The organism is Acinetobacter sp. YH12064, assembly GCF_013419735.1.
GTDB classification, from domain to species: domain Bacteria; phylum Pseudomonadota; class Gammaproteobacteria; order Pseudomonadales; family Moraxellaceae; genus Acinetobacter; species Acinetobacter amyesii.
The window spans coordinates 142510-159539 of sequence record NZ_VOZP01000007.1; the positions used below are offsets into that span (position 1 = coordinate 142510).

Annotated in this window: 15 protein-coding genes and 1 pseudogene; 4 read left to right on the plus strand and 12 right to left on the minus strand. The window is 42.2% G+C overall.

The features are described 5' to 3' along the window. Positions 1–123: 123 nt before the first annotated feature. Positions 124–1317, plus strand: a complete 1194-nt coding sequence (locus FTU13_RS08980) for a GGDEF domain-containing protein (protein ID WP_180127426.1) — start codon at positions 124–126, stop codon at positions 1315–1317. 35 nt (positions 1318–1352) lie between these two features. On the opposite strand, the pseudogene FTU13_RS08985 reads toward FTU13_RS08980, so the two are convergent. From FTU13_RS08985 to FTU13_RS09005, 5 genes and pseudogenes are all read right to left on the minus strand, one after another. Then, positions 1353–2021, minus strand: a pseudogene (locus FTU13_RS08985) (glutathione S-transferase family protein). Between the two features lie 2 nt (positions 2022–2023). Next, positions 2024–3820: a protein-disulfide reductase DsbD gene (gene dsbD / locus FTU13_RS08990; protein ID WP_180127428.1), complete on the minus strand. Its 1797-nt coding sequence runs from the start codon at positions 3818–3820 to the stop codon at positions 2024–2026. Positions 3821–3874: 54 nt separating this feature from the next. After that, positions 3875–4645, minus strand: a complete 771-nt coding sequence (locus tag FTU13_RS08995) for a transporter (protein ID WP_180127430.1) — start codon at positions 4643–4645, stop codon at positions 3875–3877. Between the two features lie 14 nt (positions 4646–4659). Then, positions 4660–5202 carry an ankyrin repeat domain-containing protein gene (locus FTU13_RS09000; RefSeq protein WP_180109608.1) on the minus strand — a complete coding sequence of 181 codons (543 nt, stop codon included), beginning with the start codon at positions 5200–5202 and terminating at the stop codon, positions 4660–4662. A 128-nt stretch (positions 5203–5330) separates the two neighbouring features. Further along, positions 5331–5696, minus strand: coding sequence for an HPF/RaiA family ribosome-associated protein (locus FTU13_RS09005; protein WP_111885127.1), 366 nt, complete (start codon positions 5694–5696; stop codon positions 5331–5333). Between the two features lie 499 nt (positions 5697–6195). Here FTU13_RS09005 and FTU13_RS09010 point away from each other — a divergent pair, with 499 nt between their 5' ends. Then, a complete protein-coding gene (locus tag FTU13_RS09010; protein WP_078190594.1) occupies positions 6196–6933 on the plus strand; it encodes an outer membrane protein OmpK in 738 nt (245 codons plus the stop codon). A 101-nt stretch (positions 6934–7034) separates the two neighbouring features. Next, the gene (locus tag FTU13_RS09015) at positions 7035–7535 is read left to right on the plus strand and encodes a GNAT family N-acetyltransferase (RefSeq protein ID WP_180127432.1); all 501 of its coding nucleotides are present in this window, start codon (positions 7035–7037) and stop codon (positions 7533–7535) included. Between the two features lie 17 nt (positions 7536–7552). Here the strand turns inward: FTU13_RS09015 and FTU13_RS09020 are convergent, their stop codons facing one another. Then, positions 7553–8035 carry a DUF1877 family protein gene (locus FTU13_RS09020; protein WP_180127434.1) on the minus strand — a complete coding sequence of 161 codons (483 nt, stop codon included), beginning with the start codon at positions 8033–8035 and terminating at the stop codon, positions 7553–7555. Positions 8036–8314: 279 nt separating this feature from the next. Between FTU13_RS09020 and FTU13_RS09025 the strand changes: the two genes are divergently transcribed. Then, entirely contained in the window at positions 8315–9016 is a 702-nt protein-coding gene (locus FTU13_RS09025) for a phospholipase D family protein (RefSeq protein ID WP_180127443.1), read from the plus strand. A 97-nt stretch (positions 9017–9113) separates the two neighbouring features. On the opposite strand, the gene urtE is transcribed toward FTU13_RS09025, so the two are convergent. The 6 genes from urtE to parE all read right to left on the minus strand — a co-directional run bounded on the left by urtE (position 9114) and on the right by parE (position 16989). Then, positions 9114–9812, minus strand: a complete 699-nt coding sequence (gene urtE / locus FTU13_RS09030; protein ID WP_180127445.1) for an urea ABC transporter ATP-binding subunit UrtE — start codon at positions 9810–9812, stop codon at positions 9114–9116. Positions 9813–9822: 10 nt separating this feature from the next. Next, complete coding sequence (gene urtD / locus FTU13_RS09035) at positions 9823–10644, minus strand: urea ABC transporter ATP-binding protein UrtD (protein ID WP_180127447.1); 822 nt, start codon at positions 10642–10644, stop codon at positions 9823–9825. Then, positions 10641–11714, minus strand: coding sequence for an urea ABC transporter permease subunit UrtC (urtC, locus tag FTU13_RS09040; RefSeq protein ID WP_180054174.1), 1074 nt, complete (start codon positions 11712–11714; stop codon positions 10641–10643). Before urtC ends, urtD begins: the two co-directional genes overlap by 4 nt. Positions 11715–11718: 4 nt before the next feature. Beyond that, positions 11719–13353 carry an urea ABC transporter permease subunit UrtB gene (gene urtB, locus FTU13_RS09045; protein ID WP_180127448.1) on the minus strand — a complete coding sequence of 545 codons (1635 nt, stop codon included), beginning with the start codon at positions 13351–13353 and terminating at the stop codon, positions 11719–11721. Positions 13354–13448: 95 nt separating this feature from the next. After that, the gene (gene urtA, locus FTU13_RS09050) at positions 13449–14735 is read right to left on the minus strand and encodes an urea ABC transporter substrate-binding protein (RefSeq protein ID WP_180127450.1); all 1287 of its coding nucleotides are present in this window, start codon (positions 14733–14735) and stop codon (positions 13449–13451) included. A gap of 373 nt (positions 14736–15108) precedes the next feature. After that, positions 15109–16989 carry a DNA topoisomerase IV subunit B gene (parE, locus tag FTU13_RS09055; RefSeq protein ID WP_180127452.1) on the minus strand — a complete coding sequence of 627 codons (1881 nt, stop codon included), beginning with the start codon at positions 16987–16989 and terminating at the stop codon, positions 15109–15111. Positions 16990–17030 lie beyond the last annotated feature (41 nt).

The following is a 17030-nucleotide window of genomic DNA, read 5'->3' on the forward strand; positions in this document are numbered from 1 at the left end:
AATTACTGAGCGGTTCTTGACCGTTATCAAGTGTAAATTTTCATGCTAATGTAAGCCTATAAAATGATATCTATATAAACTTTAAGAAAAAAACTGATAACTCGAACAGGGCAAAGACACAGGATGACGGTGAAATCAAGCATACGTGACATGATCCTTCGCAATAGAATCGCCCAGTATTTACTGGAAGATGAAGTGGTCATGAATTGGAGCATCCTGAAAAAGTGTATGCTCATGCTGATGCTTGGCTCAGCCATTCATCTGCTTTGGATTATTTGGAAATTATATATTTCTTTTACACCTGAACTTTGGCAGTGGGTTAACCTTGATCTAATCCATTCTCAATTGTGGACCAACATCGTCTTTTTTAGCTTAATGGTGCTATTGATTTGGCCTTGCTATGCTGGAAAAGAAAACCCAAAAATTCAGCTTGTTTTACCTTATCTTTCGGTCGGCTTATTCGTCATTTCTTTATGTCGTGATGGTTATTTAATTGGTGTCATGAGCCCAGCCACCATGATCTCCTATGTGAGCCTAGTGACCGTTGGATTAGTGCTATTTACACGAAAAATCGTCTATAGCATGCTGATTCCAGCCACGATTTTTTTATCTATTTGCATGTATTTAAGTATTCGCGGCATTATTCCCTATGCCCCGATTTTTCAACCTCATGCCTATGGCTATCAAAATAGTTTTTGGCTCTTCTCAATGATCTTTTTCATTGTTCCTATTTTATTAACCTGTCTGGCTTTATTTGAAATCTTACTGAGCCAATGGCGTCACCGTGAGCATTTGATTCAAAAACTCAGTCAAGTCGACCCACTGACCAATTTATTTAATCGACGCAGTATCAATCAGTGTTTGGAACAGCTCGATAGTGCTAAAACAGATACATATGCACTGGTCTTGTTGGACTTAGACCATTTTAAACGCATCAATGATGAATACGGACACGATAAAGGCGATGAAACCTTGATTCTCGTCAGCCAAGTATTAAACCAACATTTACGCGGTAGTGATGTAGTTGGGCGTTTTGGCGGGGAAGAGTTTATTTTGGTGTTAAAAAATTCTAACTTAGAACAAGCGATTTTCATTGCAGAGCGCTGTCGAAAAGCCATTGAACAGCTTGAAATTTGGGGGCATGACGGTCAGACAATTCATGTGACAGCTAGTTTTGGCATTGCAATTTCTACGCCTGAATTGGTACCGCAACAATTGCTGACCCATGCTGATCAGGCGCTATATGCAGCTAAAGCTGGTGGTCGTAACATGGTCATGGCCTACACCGAACAACAAAGCTTTAGCCATTTGGTTTAAAACCTTTTATATAGCTCAGATGCGGCATTAAGCTTTTAACGTGGATACTGTTCCATACGACGGACTGGCTGTTCCAGTTGAGCAGCCGTGATCCATGCCACCACAGAAGGTTGCTGCAAAATCTTTTGCATATAACGCTGTGTGTTGTCACTCACAGGTAGCTGGAAGGTCTGTAAACGTGTCACCACGGGTGCAAAAAATGCATCGGCAATACTAAATTCACCGCATAGAAAGCCATCCACCGCAGGACGACTCGACCAAATCTGCTCGATTCGAGTCACTTCAGCACGCAATTCGGCATGTTCAGACCATAATCTCTGACCATGACGACCATAATCCGCCTACAGATTCATACTACATAAGCTACGCAATTGCATAAAACTACTGTGCATTTCCGCGCAAATACTACGTGCCCATGCCCGTTGCGCGGGATCTTTAGGCCACAGTGGAAGATCTTGAAACTGCTCTGCCAAATATTCACAAATTGCCAATGAGTCCCAAATCATCACACCGTCATGTTGCAGTAGGGGCACTTTACCATTGGCATGTAGGGCTAACATTTGCTGCTTGAATGCTCCGCCATCTGCTTCTTCAGAAAAAGGAATCAAGATCTCTTGAAAGGATAAATTAAACGCGTGTAACACCAACCACGGTCGCATAGACCACGTCGAATAGTTTTTATTGGCAATATATAATTGCATCATTTTTATTCTCCACGCGATTTAAATTTTTCCAATTGCGCTAGCAATTCTTCCTCACTAAAAGCACCCGTCAAACGCAGTCCACGTATCTCTTGATGCGCTGTATCTAAAAATAAATAGGTCGGTGGCCCTAAAATATCCCATTGATTGAGCAGTACTTGATGGGTTGCATCATACTGACTCAAATCTAACTTAATTAAGTAATACGGTGCCAAAGCCTGTTGTACCGCAGCCGATTTTAAAACTTTATGTTCAATCGGCTGACAGGCCACACACCAATCAGCATAGACATCAATAATCGCGGATTGACCTTGGGGAATTTCACTTAATAAACGTTGAAACTCTTCCGCTGTATGTGCCACATGCCAAGCACTTTGTTGTTGATTTTCTTCGACTAAAAAACGTTGGCTGTGTTGATATTGACTGTACACAATATAAGGTACAGCTGCACAGAACACCAAGATATATAACCATTTGAGCTGAGTACTGCGCCATAAAATGCGCCAAAGCACATAAGCGCTAAACACCAGCCCCAGAGCAAGGGATAACCACTGTAACCAAGCTTCATTGATCAATGGTCGAATAAAATACAAAGCCAATGCCAACATGATGAAAGCAAAAAGCACCTTGATTTGATTCATCCACAATCCCGCTTTAGGCAATACCCGTGAGCCAAGGACACTGGCCAACAATAGTGGGGTCCCCATGCCAAAGCCGAGGGTGAATAACAATAACGCACCTTGCCACTGACTTTGGGTTTGGGAAATGAATAATAATGCGCCTGCCAACGGTGCTGTCATACAAGGACCGACTAGCAATGCTGAAATCATCCCCATGACTCCAGCGCCAACGAGACTACCGCCCTTTTGCATCGACTGCGCTTGGTCTAAGCGATTGACCCAACTGCGTGGCAATTTCAGTTCAAATAAACCAAATAAATTCAGGGCAAAAACTACAAAGAGCACGCTAAAGGCAATTAAAGTCGAGGGTTGTTGCAACCAACGCTGGAAATTCAAACCTGCAGACGATGCCACCAAGCCGAGAATGGCATACACCATCGCCATACTGGTGACAAAAGTCAGTGCAATCATCCATGCTTTTAAACCTCGGCTGTCGCGGACAATCAGTGAGGTTAAAATCGGCAGCATTGGCAATGAACATGGGGTAAAAGCCAGCAAAAAACCCAGTCCAAAAAACAGTAAAAGTCCATAAAATATAGAGCTTTGTGCTAATTTTTCAGACCACATTTGGTCACTTGCGGTATAGCGTTCAGAAGCCAATGCAGCATTCTCTGCCCGCTGCTGATCTAAACGATTCGCCATAGGCTGTTCGGCAGTATTTTCTGCTACAAAGTCGAGTAAGCGTTTATTTGGACTGGCAAGATTTTGCTGTGTGACCAAGCCAGAAGCATCCGTTTCAAAGCTGATGCTCTGTGGTGGATAACACACCCGATCCTTGGCACAGCCTTGCCAACTGACTTGATAGGTCTGCAGTTTTTGAGTCGGAATTTTAAAACTCAACTGTTGGTAATACACCTGCGTATGACCATAGTTATCGTCTTTTAAATCCTCAGCAGCAGGCAAATCCAAAGCTAAAACTTGATTGCCCTGCTTCACCTCTATTTTGTGCTGATACAGATAATAATGCGCTGGAATATCCCAACTCAGCTCCGCCTGGTCTGCACGCTCAGAGACGACCGAGAAAGGAAAAGCATCTTCAGCTGAAAGTAATGCATCCTGAGCAGAGACGCCCATACTGAACGACAGCACAGCCGCTGCCGCAACATAAGTCCATTGTTTCATTCAGCTGAATTCATCCTCAGTCTGTATTTATACGTTTTAAAATTTAGGGTTCTTTTAGAACAGGTAAGATACACCTAAACCTGACTGATAATTTTTATGACCGCCAGTGAGTTCTAGACCAACGCTCGCATCCAACTGCATACGATCTGAAACGGCATACGTCAAACCTGATGCTAATGACACTTCCTGATCGGTACTCTCTGCTTTGCGATAAACCAGCTCAGAAAAACCCGATAAATTACCCGCTATTTGATATTCCAATCCAGGAATAGCACTCACAGCCCAATCACCATCTTGAACTTCATAACGCATGGTCATTGAAGTCCCAATTGTATCGCTATAATCATAAGCCACGGCTGAAGTCAGACTATAAATGTCATCTTCAGCACTAAAGCCTTGATTGCCTGTTGCAATAATGGCTTCTGCAAGAATGGCCATCGATAATTTCTCATCATTCAAATCAATGGCTTTTTTCAGGCCAATGCTGACATCACCCAAACCATCTTCTTCAACTGAGCGACCCGCAACTTTGGTTTTAGACCATGCAGGACCTTGCCAACCCAATTGCAATTCCAAATCTTTTGCCAAACCAGTACGGAATAACATGTCTGCATTTAAAGTAGTGTTTTTTACTTTTTCACCATTTTCATCACGACTTTCACTATAGCTCGCTGCCGGCAAACTTTGTTCCCACGCCAAACGACCTACAGGGGTAATGCCTGTGCCCATACCCGCGCCCGGACGGTCAAATGAAAAATCCGCCGCAAATGCAGACAGGCTCAAACCGGATAATGTTGCAATGCTTAAAACTTTAAATACAGTCATGTTTTTACTCACAATTATGCTAATTCTTTGCTCATTTTTGCGCCATGGCTACGCAAAAGCTCCAAGGTTTGTTTTTCTTCTTCCAATGCTTCCGACCAATTTACCGCGTCAAAATCACAGTCAAAAAATAATTCACTAATCGACGATAAAATGGTTAAACCATCGCTATCAATCATATTTGGATTCACTTTTTCATCCAATAAGCGCTGTACCGCAGGGACACATGCTGCACTCGCGGCGTCCCATAATGGACCATAAATTTCTTCAGCATCCCATAAATGCACATTGGCTTTGGCTTGAATCAGTGCTTCCAAGATTTGCATATGTACGTCTAAATGTTGTGCTTTCTGTTCTGCTGTTAAGGGTTGACCTGCTTCATATGCTTCGCAAACCATTTCCCACCATTTAAACAAACCATCAGACCATACAGAAACCGCAGGTCCTTTTTCAAAATCTATAAAATTTGGATTAAGACCATCTGCCAACAGGCGTTGCACCTGTGCAAGATCTTGTTCTTCTAACGCTTGCACAAAAAGCTGTTGTTGCGCTGTTAACATCGGGAAAGCTCACTTCAATTTATTTTGATCTATTATGCCGAATAAAGCTGCGTTTGTTTGAATTTCATGTAAAACAAAATACAAAACACACAAAAAAAGCCCCGCAGGGCTTTTTTAAATTTTGAGACTTATTCGTCGTCTACGCTGTCATCTGCTTCAGCAAAAGCAGGTTGTGTACTGCGTGGGTTCTCTTTCTTTTCGAATACATGTTCAAGACTACGTTTAAGTCGATCAATTGCACCGTGAATAGCTGTATCTACATTATGACCACGATGGTTGACCACGACAGGCTTCAAACCAGCAGGACGCGCTTCAATCATACATTTAATGTCGTCGCTACCACCCTTGTCCCCATTTTCATCACTTAAATGCACCGAAAAGTGAGTAATGCGTTCACTATGGCGCTGAAATTCTTCATTAAGTTCTGCACGAACGTATGTAATTAATCGATCACTATTAGGAATGTTTTTATCTGTACGGATTTCTATGTTCATAATATCATCCTCATATCTATCTGTAATATCTATAAATATTTGTGCAAAACTTATTATCTTGGCACGTTACATTTGCTGTAAATGTTACAGCAATGACCATCTTCAACTTTGTATGGAACGTCGTCCTCCACATTGAATGATGAACACTTTAGAGTCTGCAGATCCGTGTCCTTATACTTCGAATATCGGTCTTATATTGACATTTTGCAAGTGCTATTTTGATATTTTTTTAAAACCCATTAAATAAATAAGGTTTTATTGTTCAATTTATGAAAAAAGTTGATCTATTTAATGTTTTTTTTGTATTTTTCCCAATGGGTAAAAAATAATCTTAATGTTTTTATGTAATTACCGCGTATTTATTGCATCTGTATGAATTTATAAGATTTACTTAAAGTACACTCATTTACAAAGTTTTTGTCCAATGAGTCAAATTTGGCTTTATTTTTGCTTAATAATCTGTATGCTTTCAGTGCTTCTCGGGGGGAGATATTTTTTAATGAAACTTACACAAATCGTTGCATCATGTGCATTAGCATCTGCTGCGGCTTTCACTCAAGCTTCACCTATCGTATGGCAAGATTTCAGCTTAACTGGCTTATATGGTGAAAACTATGAAGTTGGTACTGAAGACCGTACAACGATCACAGCCGAATATGCAGCGAAACTGAAATATTCAGATGTATTCTTCTTCGTTGACCAACAATTGGATGGTAACGATGATCAATCAACTTATGCAGAATTAGCGCCACGTCTAAGCTTAGGTGAAGTTTCTGGTAAAGACCTTTCTATGGGTCCAATCAAAGACGTTCTGATTGCAACGACTTGGGAACATAATGCCGGTTACGATCACCACAACTCTGAATTTAACAACTTCTTGTACGGTGTAGGTTTCTCTCTCGATATTCCATATACACAATATGCGAATGTGAACTTCTATAAAGCGGCTAACGACAAAACTAAAGATGATTATCAAATGACAATCACTTATGCAGTGCCGTTCAAATTAGGTTCAGAAGAGTTTTTAGCAGATGCCTTCCTAGACTGGTCTACTGCTGAAGCAGACCATGCAAGTGAATTAAACTGGACATCTCAGTACAAATGGAATGTGGGTAAACACATTTCACCAAAAACTAAATTATATGTTGGTATCGAACATTCAGTTTGGAACAACAAATTTGGTATTAAAGGCGTAGACCAAAACGATGTCAGCGCATTGGTGAAATACCATTTCTAAGTTCAACTCAGAACGCGATGAAGAAAAAAGCAAGGTTCATCACCTTGCTTTTTTTATGCCTAAGTTTTTAAATTGACTTTATTTTTATCAGAAATTTGCGCATGTCTTTTCTCATTCGACCTGCAATTCTACAAGACTTAGCGGCCATTCTCGCAATCTATAATCATGAAGTTCTCAACGGCTTTGCGACATGGAATGATCAAGCTTATACCCTTGACTCTTTTCAACAGAAATTGCTGGAATTCCAAAAGCAAAATTTTCCTTTTGTGGTGATTGAAGATCAAGATCAACAGCAAATCGCCGGTTATGCTGACTATGGTTCTTTCCGTCATTTTGCTGGCTATCGACATACTGTTGAGCATTCTGTCTATATTGACCCAAACTATGCTCGACTGGGTCTCGGTCAGCAACTATTGGAGCACCTAATTCAGCATGCCAAAAGCCAAAGTATGCATGTGATGATTGCAGGCATTGATCACGGCAATAGCGCCTCGATTGCCCTGCACAAAAAATTAGGCTTTAAGCAAACAGGTTATATGCCCGAAGTGGGACAAAAGTTTGGTGAATGGCGTGATCTCGTCCTGATGCAACTTCAGTTATAGCCCGTGTTGAGCTGTGTTTATGGTAATTTATCCAAACGAATACCATCTTGTATCACACTCAGCACCGATAAGTTATGACGCGCCGCATCGCGATAAAGATCTTGTAACTGTAAAAAAAGCAGTTTTAATTCGGCCAATTTAAGCTCTTGCTCAGGTGCGGTTTCAGCAATCGTGACCAAATAACGTTTTTTGATTTCATCCACGCTAAACTGCTGTAATGCCTGATGGATTTCTGCAACGCGAACTACAGTATTGTAATGCACTGCAAGGCTCAGTCCCGGGCGTCGCTCTGACAATGGATGTTCTGCCTGAATGGCATAACTCAGTGCCGCAGCTGAATCACTGTTCAGGCTTAATAATGGATTCAACTCTTGCCACGCTTCCCCTAAAAATAAGGAGTGTTGTACAAAGGGTGAATCCAAGACATCTTGAGGGGTGTCTGCTTCTAAAATCAGAGTTTCCAAATCATTCGGTGGGATCAAATATAATATCGCATCCATATTCTTATCTTCTTGTTATGTATTTAGTTAAGATTAACTTTTATTGAGCAATAATTATACAATTTTTTTTATATCAGCTGACTTATTCAATTCATACATAGCCCAATCTATTCTTACTGAAATCATAAGTAACTCACTATTACTATGCTTACCGCCAATTCAATTAGACCACCTGCTTTCAAAAAACAAATGCATGTCTAAAGTTTAAAAGCGAATTATTTCAAAGTATGAATTTTATGCGCTAAAATTTAAAATTATCAAAAATAATCAGGGGGATAAATGGCAAAATTCTTAAATACCAGTGGCACTAACTTCTTTCTTGAAGAGTTAATCAAAAATGCCAAAGAGCGTTTGATTTTAATCAGCCCCTATTTACGTTTAAATGACCGTATTAAAGAGCTTCTTGAAGATAAAGACCGTATGAAAATTGATATTCGTATTGTCTACGGTAAAAGTGACTTACATCCAGATGAAATAAAATGGATGCAAAAACTGGATTATGTCCGCGTGAGCTTTTGTAAAAATTTGCATGCAAAGTGCTATTTAAATGAAGGTGAATGCATTATTTCAAGTTTAAATCTTTATGAATTTAGCCAAGTAAATAACAATGAAATGGGGATTTTAGTTCGTAAATACGAAGATGATGAAGTCTTTAGAGATGCCTATGAAGAAGCCCAACGTATTATTCGCATCAGCGATGAAGTACGCATTACTTTAGATGAGGTGAAAGCAGAAAAACCTACTATTGAAAAAATTGAAGAAGAATCACTTTTACAATCTAAATTAACCAGTTCAAAACTCGCCGCAAAGCACAAATTAAAAACCCCTGAATTATTAGAACTATTGGTGAATAAAGGGTTACTTGAAGAAAAAGCAGAAGGTAAGCATACGCTTACAGATTCAGGTAAATTCATTGGAGGAGAATTCAAGCCCAATCAATATGGTGGCTATTTTCTTTGGCCTGAGAACATTGAACTTTAATCCACATAAAGATTTCCTCCCTTTAAGCATTACAGCCGTGAGTAAAATACCCCCTCTCTTGCCCCAACATATGGAGCAAAAGAGGGCATTAAACAACCTAAATCGCCACCAATTCCCGAATGCCTTTTTCAGGCATTTCACTACCGACACCTTGTGCAATCACTTGCCCCCGCGCCATCACGGTATATTCATCTGCCAGTTCTTCTGCAAAATCATAAAACTGTTCAACCAAAACAATCGCCATTTCTCCGCTATCGGCTAACTGACGAATCACACGGCCAATGTCTTTAATAATCGAGGGCTGAATGCCTTCGGTCGGCTCATCTAAAATCAATACCCTCGGTTCGGAAGCAAGCGCACGGGCAATCGCCAATTGTTGCTGCTGACCACCAGATAAATCTCCACCTCGTCGATGTTTCATTTCATCCAATACGGGGAAAATCTCATAGAGATGTTCTGGCACTTTTCGGGTTTTAGCGCCTTTAAATTTTGCCATCCCAATCAAAATATTTTCTTCAACGGTCAAGGTTGAAAAAATGTCCCGTCCTTGCGGTACATAAGCCAATCCTTCGCGTACACGTTGCTCTGGACTCAGTTTAGAAATGTCTTTGCCATCCAGTAAGATCTGCCCAGACTTGATCGGTAAAATGCCCATTAAACATTTTAATAAGGTGGTTTTACCCACACCATTTCGCCCAAGCACCACTGAACACGCCCCCACGGGAGCGGCAAATGTCACATCCCTTAAAATATGACTGCCACCATAAAACTGATTGACGTCTTTGACTTCTAACATGGTCTGCTCCTTAACGTCCAAGATATTTTTCAATGACATCTTCATTGGCTTGGACTTCGGCCAATGTACCCTCGGCCAAAATTGCACCTTGCGCCAACACGGTGACTTTTTCACTGATGGTGTCAATAAAGCTCATGTCATGTTCAACCACGATAAGGGTATGGTTCTTTTTCAACTCTAAACACAGCTCTGCAGTGCGCTCTGTTTCAGCATCGGTCATCCCTGCTACAGGTTCATCTAGCAGAATCAACTTTGGACGCTGCATCAGTAGCATGCCTATTTCTAACCACTGCTTTTGACCATGTGACAACAGCCCTGCCGGTTTATGAATCAATTCTTCTAAGCGGATTTGTGCTAAAGATTCGTCCAGGGCGTTTTGCGCATCTGGATGGAGTTTGCTGAAGAAACTCTTTTTCACCCGTTTATCTTTCGGCGCTGCCAATAACAGGTTTTCCATCACAGTAAAATTTTCAAATACAGTAGGCTTTTGAAACTTACGACCGATCCCGGCTTCTGCAATTTGCTCCGTGCTCATTTTTGCCAAATCATAGGTTTGCCCAAAAAAAGCCGAACCTGCTGTTGGGCGAGTTTTACCCGTAATCACATCCATCAGCGTGGTTTTTCCTGCACCATTGGGTCCAATGATGCAGCTTAACTCACCTTCTTTGATATATAACGACAAATCATTTAATGCACGGAAAGAATCAAACCAAACGCTGACTTTTTCTAAATACAAGGCAATCCCGTGACTGAAATCCGCACCCTGCTCCTTCGGTCGTCCATAACCTTCAACAGCATGACCGCCATGCGGTTGAACCCATTGATCATTCATTCGCTGCGCTCCTTTTTAAACCGCTCTAATAGCCCAATCACGCCTTTTGGCAGAAATATTGTTACCACTATAAACAGCGCACCTAAAATCAATAACCATGCCTCTGGATAAGCCACCGTGAAATAGGTCTTCACCCCATTGATTAAACCTGCACCCAAAATTGGGCCAATCAGCGTACCGCGCCCCCCTGCAGCCACCCACACCGCCATTTCAATCGAATTGACAGGGTTCATTTCACTCGGGTTAATAATGCCGACTTGAGGGACATACAGAGCACCAGCAATCCCTGCGATCACTGCTGACAACACCCATGCAGAGAGCTTGTACCATAAGGTGCGGTAACCTAAATATTGCAAACGGTTTTCACTGTCACGAATTGCACCAAGTACACGACCATAGGGTTTATTCATCAGGTGACGTAAACCGACAAAACAGATAAGCAAAGTCAGTGCCGTGAGGAAACACAAGGTTGCACGCATTGGTGCAGAGGTAATATCCATACCTAAGATGGTTTTAAAACCGGTAAAGCCGTTGTTACCGCCAAAGCCTGTTTCATTGCGGAAAAATAGTAGCGCAGCGGCAAAAGTCATGGCTTGGGTAATAATTGAAAAATACACGCCTTTAATTTTTGAGCGGAAGGCAAAGAAGCCAAAAATGAAGGCAATCAATCCCGGAACTAAAACCACCAAAGCCAATGCCCACACGATATGTTCAGTACCCATCCAGTACCACGGTAGCTCAGTCCAACTCAAAAAGCGCATAAAGTCGGGTAAGCCATCGCCTGCCGCCTCACGCATGAGATACATACCGAAGGCATAGCCGCCCAAGGCAAAGTACAGACCATGTCCCAAACTTAAAATGCCGGCATAGCCCCAAACCAAATCTAAGGCCAATGCCACCAAGGCGAGACACATAATCTTGCCAATGAGCGTGACCCAATACGCTGATAAATGCAGTGCTGAATCGGCTGGCAATACATGTAACCAAGGCAAAATCAGCAAAATGGCAAAGCACACGGCAATCGCCATACCACTATAGGGTTTATCCGATAATAACGAAGTGATTTTCATGCGCTTACTCCACAAAACGGCCTTTGATGGCAAACAAACCTTGTGGACGTTTTTGAATAAACAAAATCACAAGAACCAGTAGAATAATTTTTGCTAAGACTGCACCCATGCCGATTTCCAGCACTGTGCCACTGACACCTAAACCTAAAGCCGCCAATACTGCGCCCCATACTTGGCCAACACCGCCCACCACAACCACCAAGAACGCATCGATAATATAGTTTTGTCCTAGGTCAGGACCGACATTGCCGACTTGTGCTAAGGCACAACCTGCCAGACCTGCAAGCCCCGAACCTAAGCCAAAAGCCATCATGTCAATGCGGCTAGAACGGATACCTACGGCCTGTGCCATTTGACGGTTTTGCGTCACGGCACGAACAAATAAACCAAAGCGGGTTTTATTCAGCAAGTAAACCAGCAACAACAGTACCGCAACGGTAAAGCCAATAATGGCAATGCGGTTATAAGGCAGCATCAGACTCGGTGTCACAGCGATCCCTCCTGACAGCCATGAAATATTTGACACCTCAACGTTCTGCGCACCAAAAACCATACGCACCACTTGCATCAAAATTAAGCTCACACCAAAGGTGGCTAATAGCGTTTCCAATTGACGACCATACAAGGGACGAATAACAGTACGTTCAATCAACATGCCGATCAAAGCGCTAACAAAAAATGCAGCAGGAATCGCGGCAATCAAGTACCAATCGACATAGCTACTGAGATAACTCTTAAACAGGCTTTGCACCACATAAGTGGTATAGGCCCCGATCATGATCAGTTCACCATGCGCCATGTTAATCACGCCTAGCAGACCATACGTAATGGCTAAGCCCAACGCCGCCAGTAGTAAAATACTGGCCGTGCTGAGACCTGAAAAGACATGTCCAGTCCATTCACTGGCCTGAATACGAGTTTTAATATTGCTCTTGGCTTCTGTCAGTGCGGCTTTTAACTCGGGATGCAGATTGGCTTGTTGTAATTCCTGTTCCACCATCGCCAACACATCGGGACGGTTAGAATCTTGCAGCACTTTGGCCGCCTGTATTTTTTGTAAAACATCAGGGTTTTGATAATCTAAGCGTGCTTTGAGCTGCGCTAAACGGGCTTTAACTTTGTTATTTTTTTCATTTAAATACAATTGATTAATATTTTTAACTTCCAACTCAGCCAAGTTATTTTCTAAAATATCAATTGCATCCAAACGTTGGTTTAAATCATCCGATTGCAGCTTTTCTTTCGCTTGCGCAAAAGTTAAGGCTTTACGAAGGGTATTCACCAAAGTCACTTGAGATAAATCGGCAGGCCAATCCGTCACGGTTTGCAAATCTGGATAGCTCAATAATTTTTCGTCAGTTTCTAAAATATAGGTTTGACCGCTTTGACCACTATATAACTGGTCTTTTTCGACCAATGCGGCCAACTGATCTAAGGATTCAATATCGCCCGGCCATTGATTGAGTAAGCTGCGTCGCTCGGTAAAACTCCCGCGAACAAATTGCTGAATGGCGTCACCTTGCTGCACAGATTGCACCGTAGGCACCACATCCGCTGCTGTTTCTGCATGCACGATTTGCAGACAGAATAATTGGCTCAGGAATAGAAAAAAGATCGGGAAATTGCGTAATTTTTTCATCTTATAAGCATCCCTATTGAGTAATAGAACAACCCCTTCTAGGGATCACATCAAAAAATGCCTGTTACACAATGGCAGTAGGCATTCGGATTGAATTATTTAGGGATGTACGGGCTCCATGGCTCTGCAGCAATGGTTTTTGCGGTTTTGTGTACCACATCAAACTGACCATCGGCACGGATCTGACCAATCATGACTGGTTTATGCAAATGATGGTTCGACGCATCCATTTGCAAGGTATAGCCCGATGGCGCTTTAAATTCTTGGCCGGCCATAGCTTCACGCACTTTATCGACATCTGTGCTTCCTGCTTTTTCTACCGCTTGTTTCCACATATTGATGCCGACATAGGTAGCTTCCATCGGGTCATTGGTCACAAATTTATCGGCATTTGGCAATTTGTACTCCACGGCATACTGCTTCATTTTATTGATGAATTCAGTATTCACTGGATTTTTCACCGACATGAAGTAGTTCCACGATGCCAAGTGTCCAACCAGCGGTTTGGTGTCGATACCGCGTAACTCCTCTTCACCTACAGAGAACGCCATCACTGGAATATCCGCAGCTTTGATGCCTTGGTTACCCAATTCACGATAGAACGGCACATTTGAATCGCCGTTAATGGTCGAGATCACAGCCGTCTTTTTCCCTGCCGCAAACTTCTTCACATTGCCCACAATGGTTTGATAGTTGCTATGACCAAATGGGGTATATTCTTCCATGATGTCTGCATCGGCAATGCCTTTCGACTTCAAGAATGCACGTAAGATTTTGTTGGTAGTGCGTGGGTAAACATAGTCTGTGCCCAACAGTACAAAGCGTTCTGCCTTACCACCCTCTTCACTCATCAGATATTCGACAGCAGGAATCGCTTGCTGATTCGGTGCTGCACCCGTGTAGAAAATATTTTTAGACTGTTCCTGACCTTCATACTGAACAGGGTAGAACAATAAGCCATTTAATTCTTCAACCACGGGTAGAACCGACTTACGAGATACCGACGTCCAGCAACCAAAAATCACGGCTACTTTGTCTTGGGTAATCAACTGACGGGTTTTTTCCGCAAATAATGGCCAGTCCGATGCCGGATCAACCACCACAGGTTCTAGTTTTTTGCCCAATACCCCGCCATTGGCATTAATTTCATTAATCGCCATCAAGGCCGTATCTTTAAGAGAAGTTTCTGAGATCGCCATCGTGCCTGACAGCGAATGTAAGATCCCGACTTTAATAGTATCGCCACTTGCTGCAGCCGCTTTTGGTTCAGATGCAGCACTTTCTGTTTTTTCTTCTGCAGGTTTTGAACAGCCCGTTAAAGCAATCGCCCCAGTCATCGTTGCCGCTAAAATACTTTTAGCAAATACATTGCGTTGAAACATTATTCACACTCCCAACCTAAGCTTGTAAGTCACATTTTTAAAATGCATTTGTTGTCTTTCATCACAACAGAGCAATTCAATAACTGTGCCAAGCCTTATTTTTTATTTTGATTGAGTGCTTTTATTTATTTTTAAATATTATTTTTCATATAGTTATATTCAAAAAACTTGCTTGTAATTTTTTATGGTTCGATCCAAACACCGTAAAATCACCACAAAGATGCATACAAACTTGTATCCAACACTTGACCTATAATTGAACAATTTTGCGACGTTTTTCAAAAAATACGGTGTTTTAGCACACAAATCATGCAGCTTTTCCTAAATTTAAAGCAAAAAAAACCACTTGCGTGGTTTTTTTCTTATTGCAATTTTAAACCGCCAAATCGGCCAAATTACCCTTCTGCTCTAGCCAGTGTTTACGGTCTGAAGAGCGTTTCTTCGCCAATAATTTGTCGAGTAAACCTGAAGTAAACTGTACGTCATCCAAGTCCAGTTGCACTAAACGACGTGTATTGGGATCCATAGTCGTTTCACGCAGCTGACTCGCGTTCATCTCGCCCAATCCTTTAAATCGAGTGATTTGAGGATTTTTGGTTTTACATTTCTTTAAGATGCTTTCCAGTTCATCCTCATCCAAAGCATAGTGCACATCTTTATTGTCATCTATACGGAACAGCGGTGGCATCGCCACAAACAGATGTCCTTCCTCAACCAAAGTATGGAAATGTTTGACGAACAGTGCGCAGAGTAAAGTCGCAATGTGCAAACCATCCGAGTCGGCATCGGCCAAGATACAAATCTTTCCATAACGTAGTTCTGACAAATCATCACTGCCCGGATCTACACCAATCGCAATCGCAATATCATGTACTTCTTGCGATGCTAAAACTTCATCAGAAGACACTTCCCAAGTATTTAAAATCTTACCGCGGATCGGCATGATCGCTTGGAAGTTCTTATCACGTGCTTGTTTGGCAGAACCACCTGCAGAATCCCCTTCCACAATAAACAGTTCTGATTCTTCGAGGGTATGCCCCACACAGTCAGCCAGTTTACCCGGTAAAGCTGGACCTGAAACGATTTTCTTACGTTCAACTTTTTTCGCAGCTTTTAAACGGCGACCGGCCTTGGCAATCACCATTTCTGCCAGTTGCATAGCAATATCGGAGTTTTGATTCAGCCACAGTGCAAAGGCATCTTTGGCAATATTTAACACCACACTAGAGGCTTCACGGCTTGAAAGTCGTTCTTTAGTTTGACCCGAAAATTGTGGCTCTTGGAATTTTAAAGACAGAATAAAGTTGACACCATCCCACACATCTTCGGCAGACAGCTTCATATTACGCGGCAACAAGTTACGTAATTCACAGAACTCACGAATCGCATCTGTCACACCCGAACGTAAACCGTTGACATGTGTACCGCCTTGCGCAGTTGGAATCAAATTGACATAACTTTCTTGAATCTGTTCGCCGCCTTCAACGTTCCAGCAAATGGCAAATTCAGCACTAGCACGTTCAGCTTCACCAATCGCCACAAATGCAGGAACAGGAACGATGTCACGGTCTTGCAGCTCATCCATCAAATAGTCGACTAAACCATTTTCAAATTGCCATTCGATCTTTTCGTTGTTGATTTGATCGATATAAATAATCTGCAAGCCTGCCGCCAAAACAGCCTTGGCTTTTAAGTTGTGTTTTAAGGCTTTCAGCGCAAATTTAGGCGAATCAAAATATTTGGCTTCAGGCCAAAAATGCACGGTAGTACCCGTTGCACGTTTAGCGCATTTACCTTCCAACACCTCAAGCGGTGCCACAGGAACGCCATGTTCAAAGGCCATTTTATATAGATTGCCTTGACGCTGAACTTCCACTTCAACACGATCTGACAGTGCGTTCACCACCGAAATACCCACACCGTGTAAACCACCTGAGAATTGGTAGTTATCGGTACTGAACTTACCACCGGCATGTAATTTGGTCAGAATAATTTCAATCCCGCTTTGACCATACTCAGGATGAATATCAACAGGCATACCGCGTCCATTGTCTTCTACCGACAAAGAACCATCTTTATAAACCGTCACAGTAATTTTGTTGGCATGACCTGCAAGCGCTTCATCGACGGAGTTATCTATCACTTCCTGCGCCAAATGGTTTGGTCGTGTAGTGTCTGTATACATACCCGGACGGCGACGTACCGGATCCAGGCCAGATAAAACTTCAAGTGATTGAGCCGTATATTGCGTCACGTTGCAAAATTCCCTGCTTTTTGGTTAAAACATTTCTTCGA

Bases quoted from the DNA above. Each gene is read 5' to 3' on its own strand.
- FTU13_RS09005 (WP_111885127.1), bottom strand. From the start codon at position 5,696: ATGAACATAGAAATCCGTACAGATAAAAACATTCCTAATAGTGATCGA.
- FTU13_RS09025 (WP_180127443.1), top strand. From the start codon at position 8,315: ATGGCAAAATTCTTAAATACCAGTGGCACTAACTTCTTTCTTGAAGAG.
- FTU13_RS08995 (WP_180127430.1), bottom strand. From the start codon at position 4,645: ATGACTGTATTTAAAGTTTTAAGCATTGCAACATTATCCGGTTTGAGC.
- FTU13_RS09015 (WP_180127432.1), top strand. From the start codon at position 7,035: ATGTCTTTTCTCATTCGACCTGCAATTCTACAAGACTTAGCGGCCATT.
- dsbD (WP_180127428.1), bottom strand. From the start codon at position 3,820: ATGAAACAATGGACTTATGTTGCGGCAGCGGCTGTGCTGTCGTTCAGT.
- FTU13_RS09010 (WP_078190594.1), top strand. From the start codon at position 6,196: ATGAAACTTACACAAATCGTTGCATCATGTGCATTAGCATCTGCTGCG.
- urtE (WP_180127445.1), bottom strand. From the start codon at position 9,812: ATGTTAGAAGTCAAAGACGTCAATCAGTTTTATGGTGGCAGTCATATT.
- FTU13_RS08980 (WP_180127426.1), top strand. From the start codon at position 124: ATGACGGTGAAATCAAGCATACGTGACATGATCCTTCGCAATAGAATC.
- urtB (WP_180127448.1), bottom strand. From the start codon at position 13,353: ATGAAAAAATTACGCAATTTCCCGATCTTTTTTCTATTCCTGAGCCAA.
- urtC (WP_180054174.1), bottom strand. From the start codon at position 11,714: ATGAAAATCACTTCGTTATTATCGGATAAACCCTATAGTGGTATGGCG.
- FTU13_RS09020 (WP_180127434.1), bottom strand. From the start codon at position 8,035: ATGGATGCGATATTATATTTGATCCCACCGAATGATTTGGAAACTCTG.
- FTU13_RS09000 (WP_180109608.1), bottom strand. From the start codon at position 5,202: ATGTTAACAGCGCAACAACAGCTTTTTGTGCAAGCGTTAGAAGAACAA.
- urtD (WP_180127447.1), bottom strand. From the start codon at position 10,644: ATGAATGATCAATGGGTTCAACCGCATGGCGGTCATGCTGTTGAAGGT.
- urtA (WP_180127450.1), bottom strand. From the start codon at position 14,735: ATGTTTCAACGCAATGTATTTGCTAAAAGTATTTTAGCGGCAACGATG.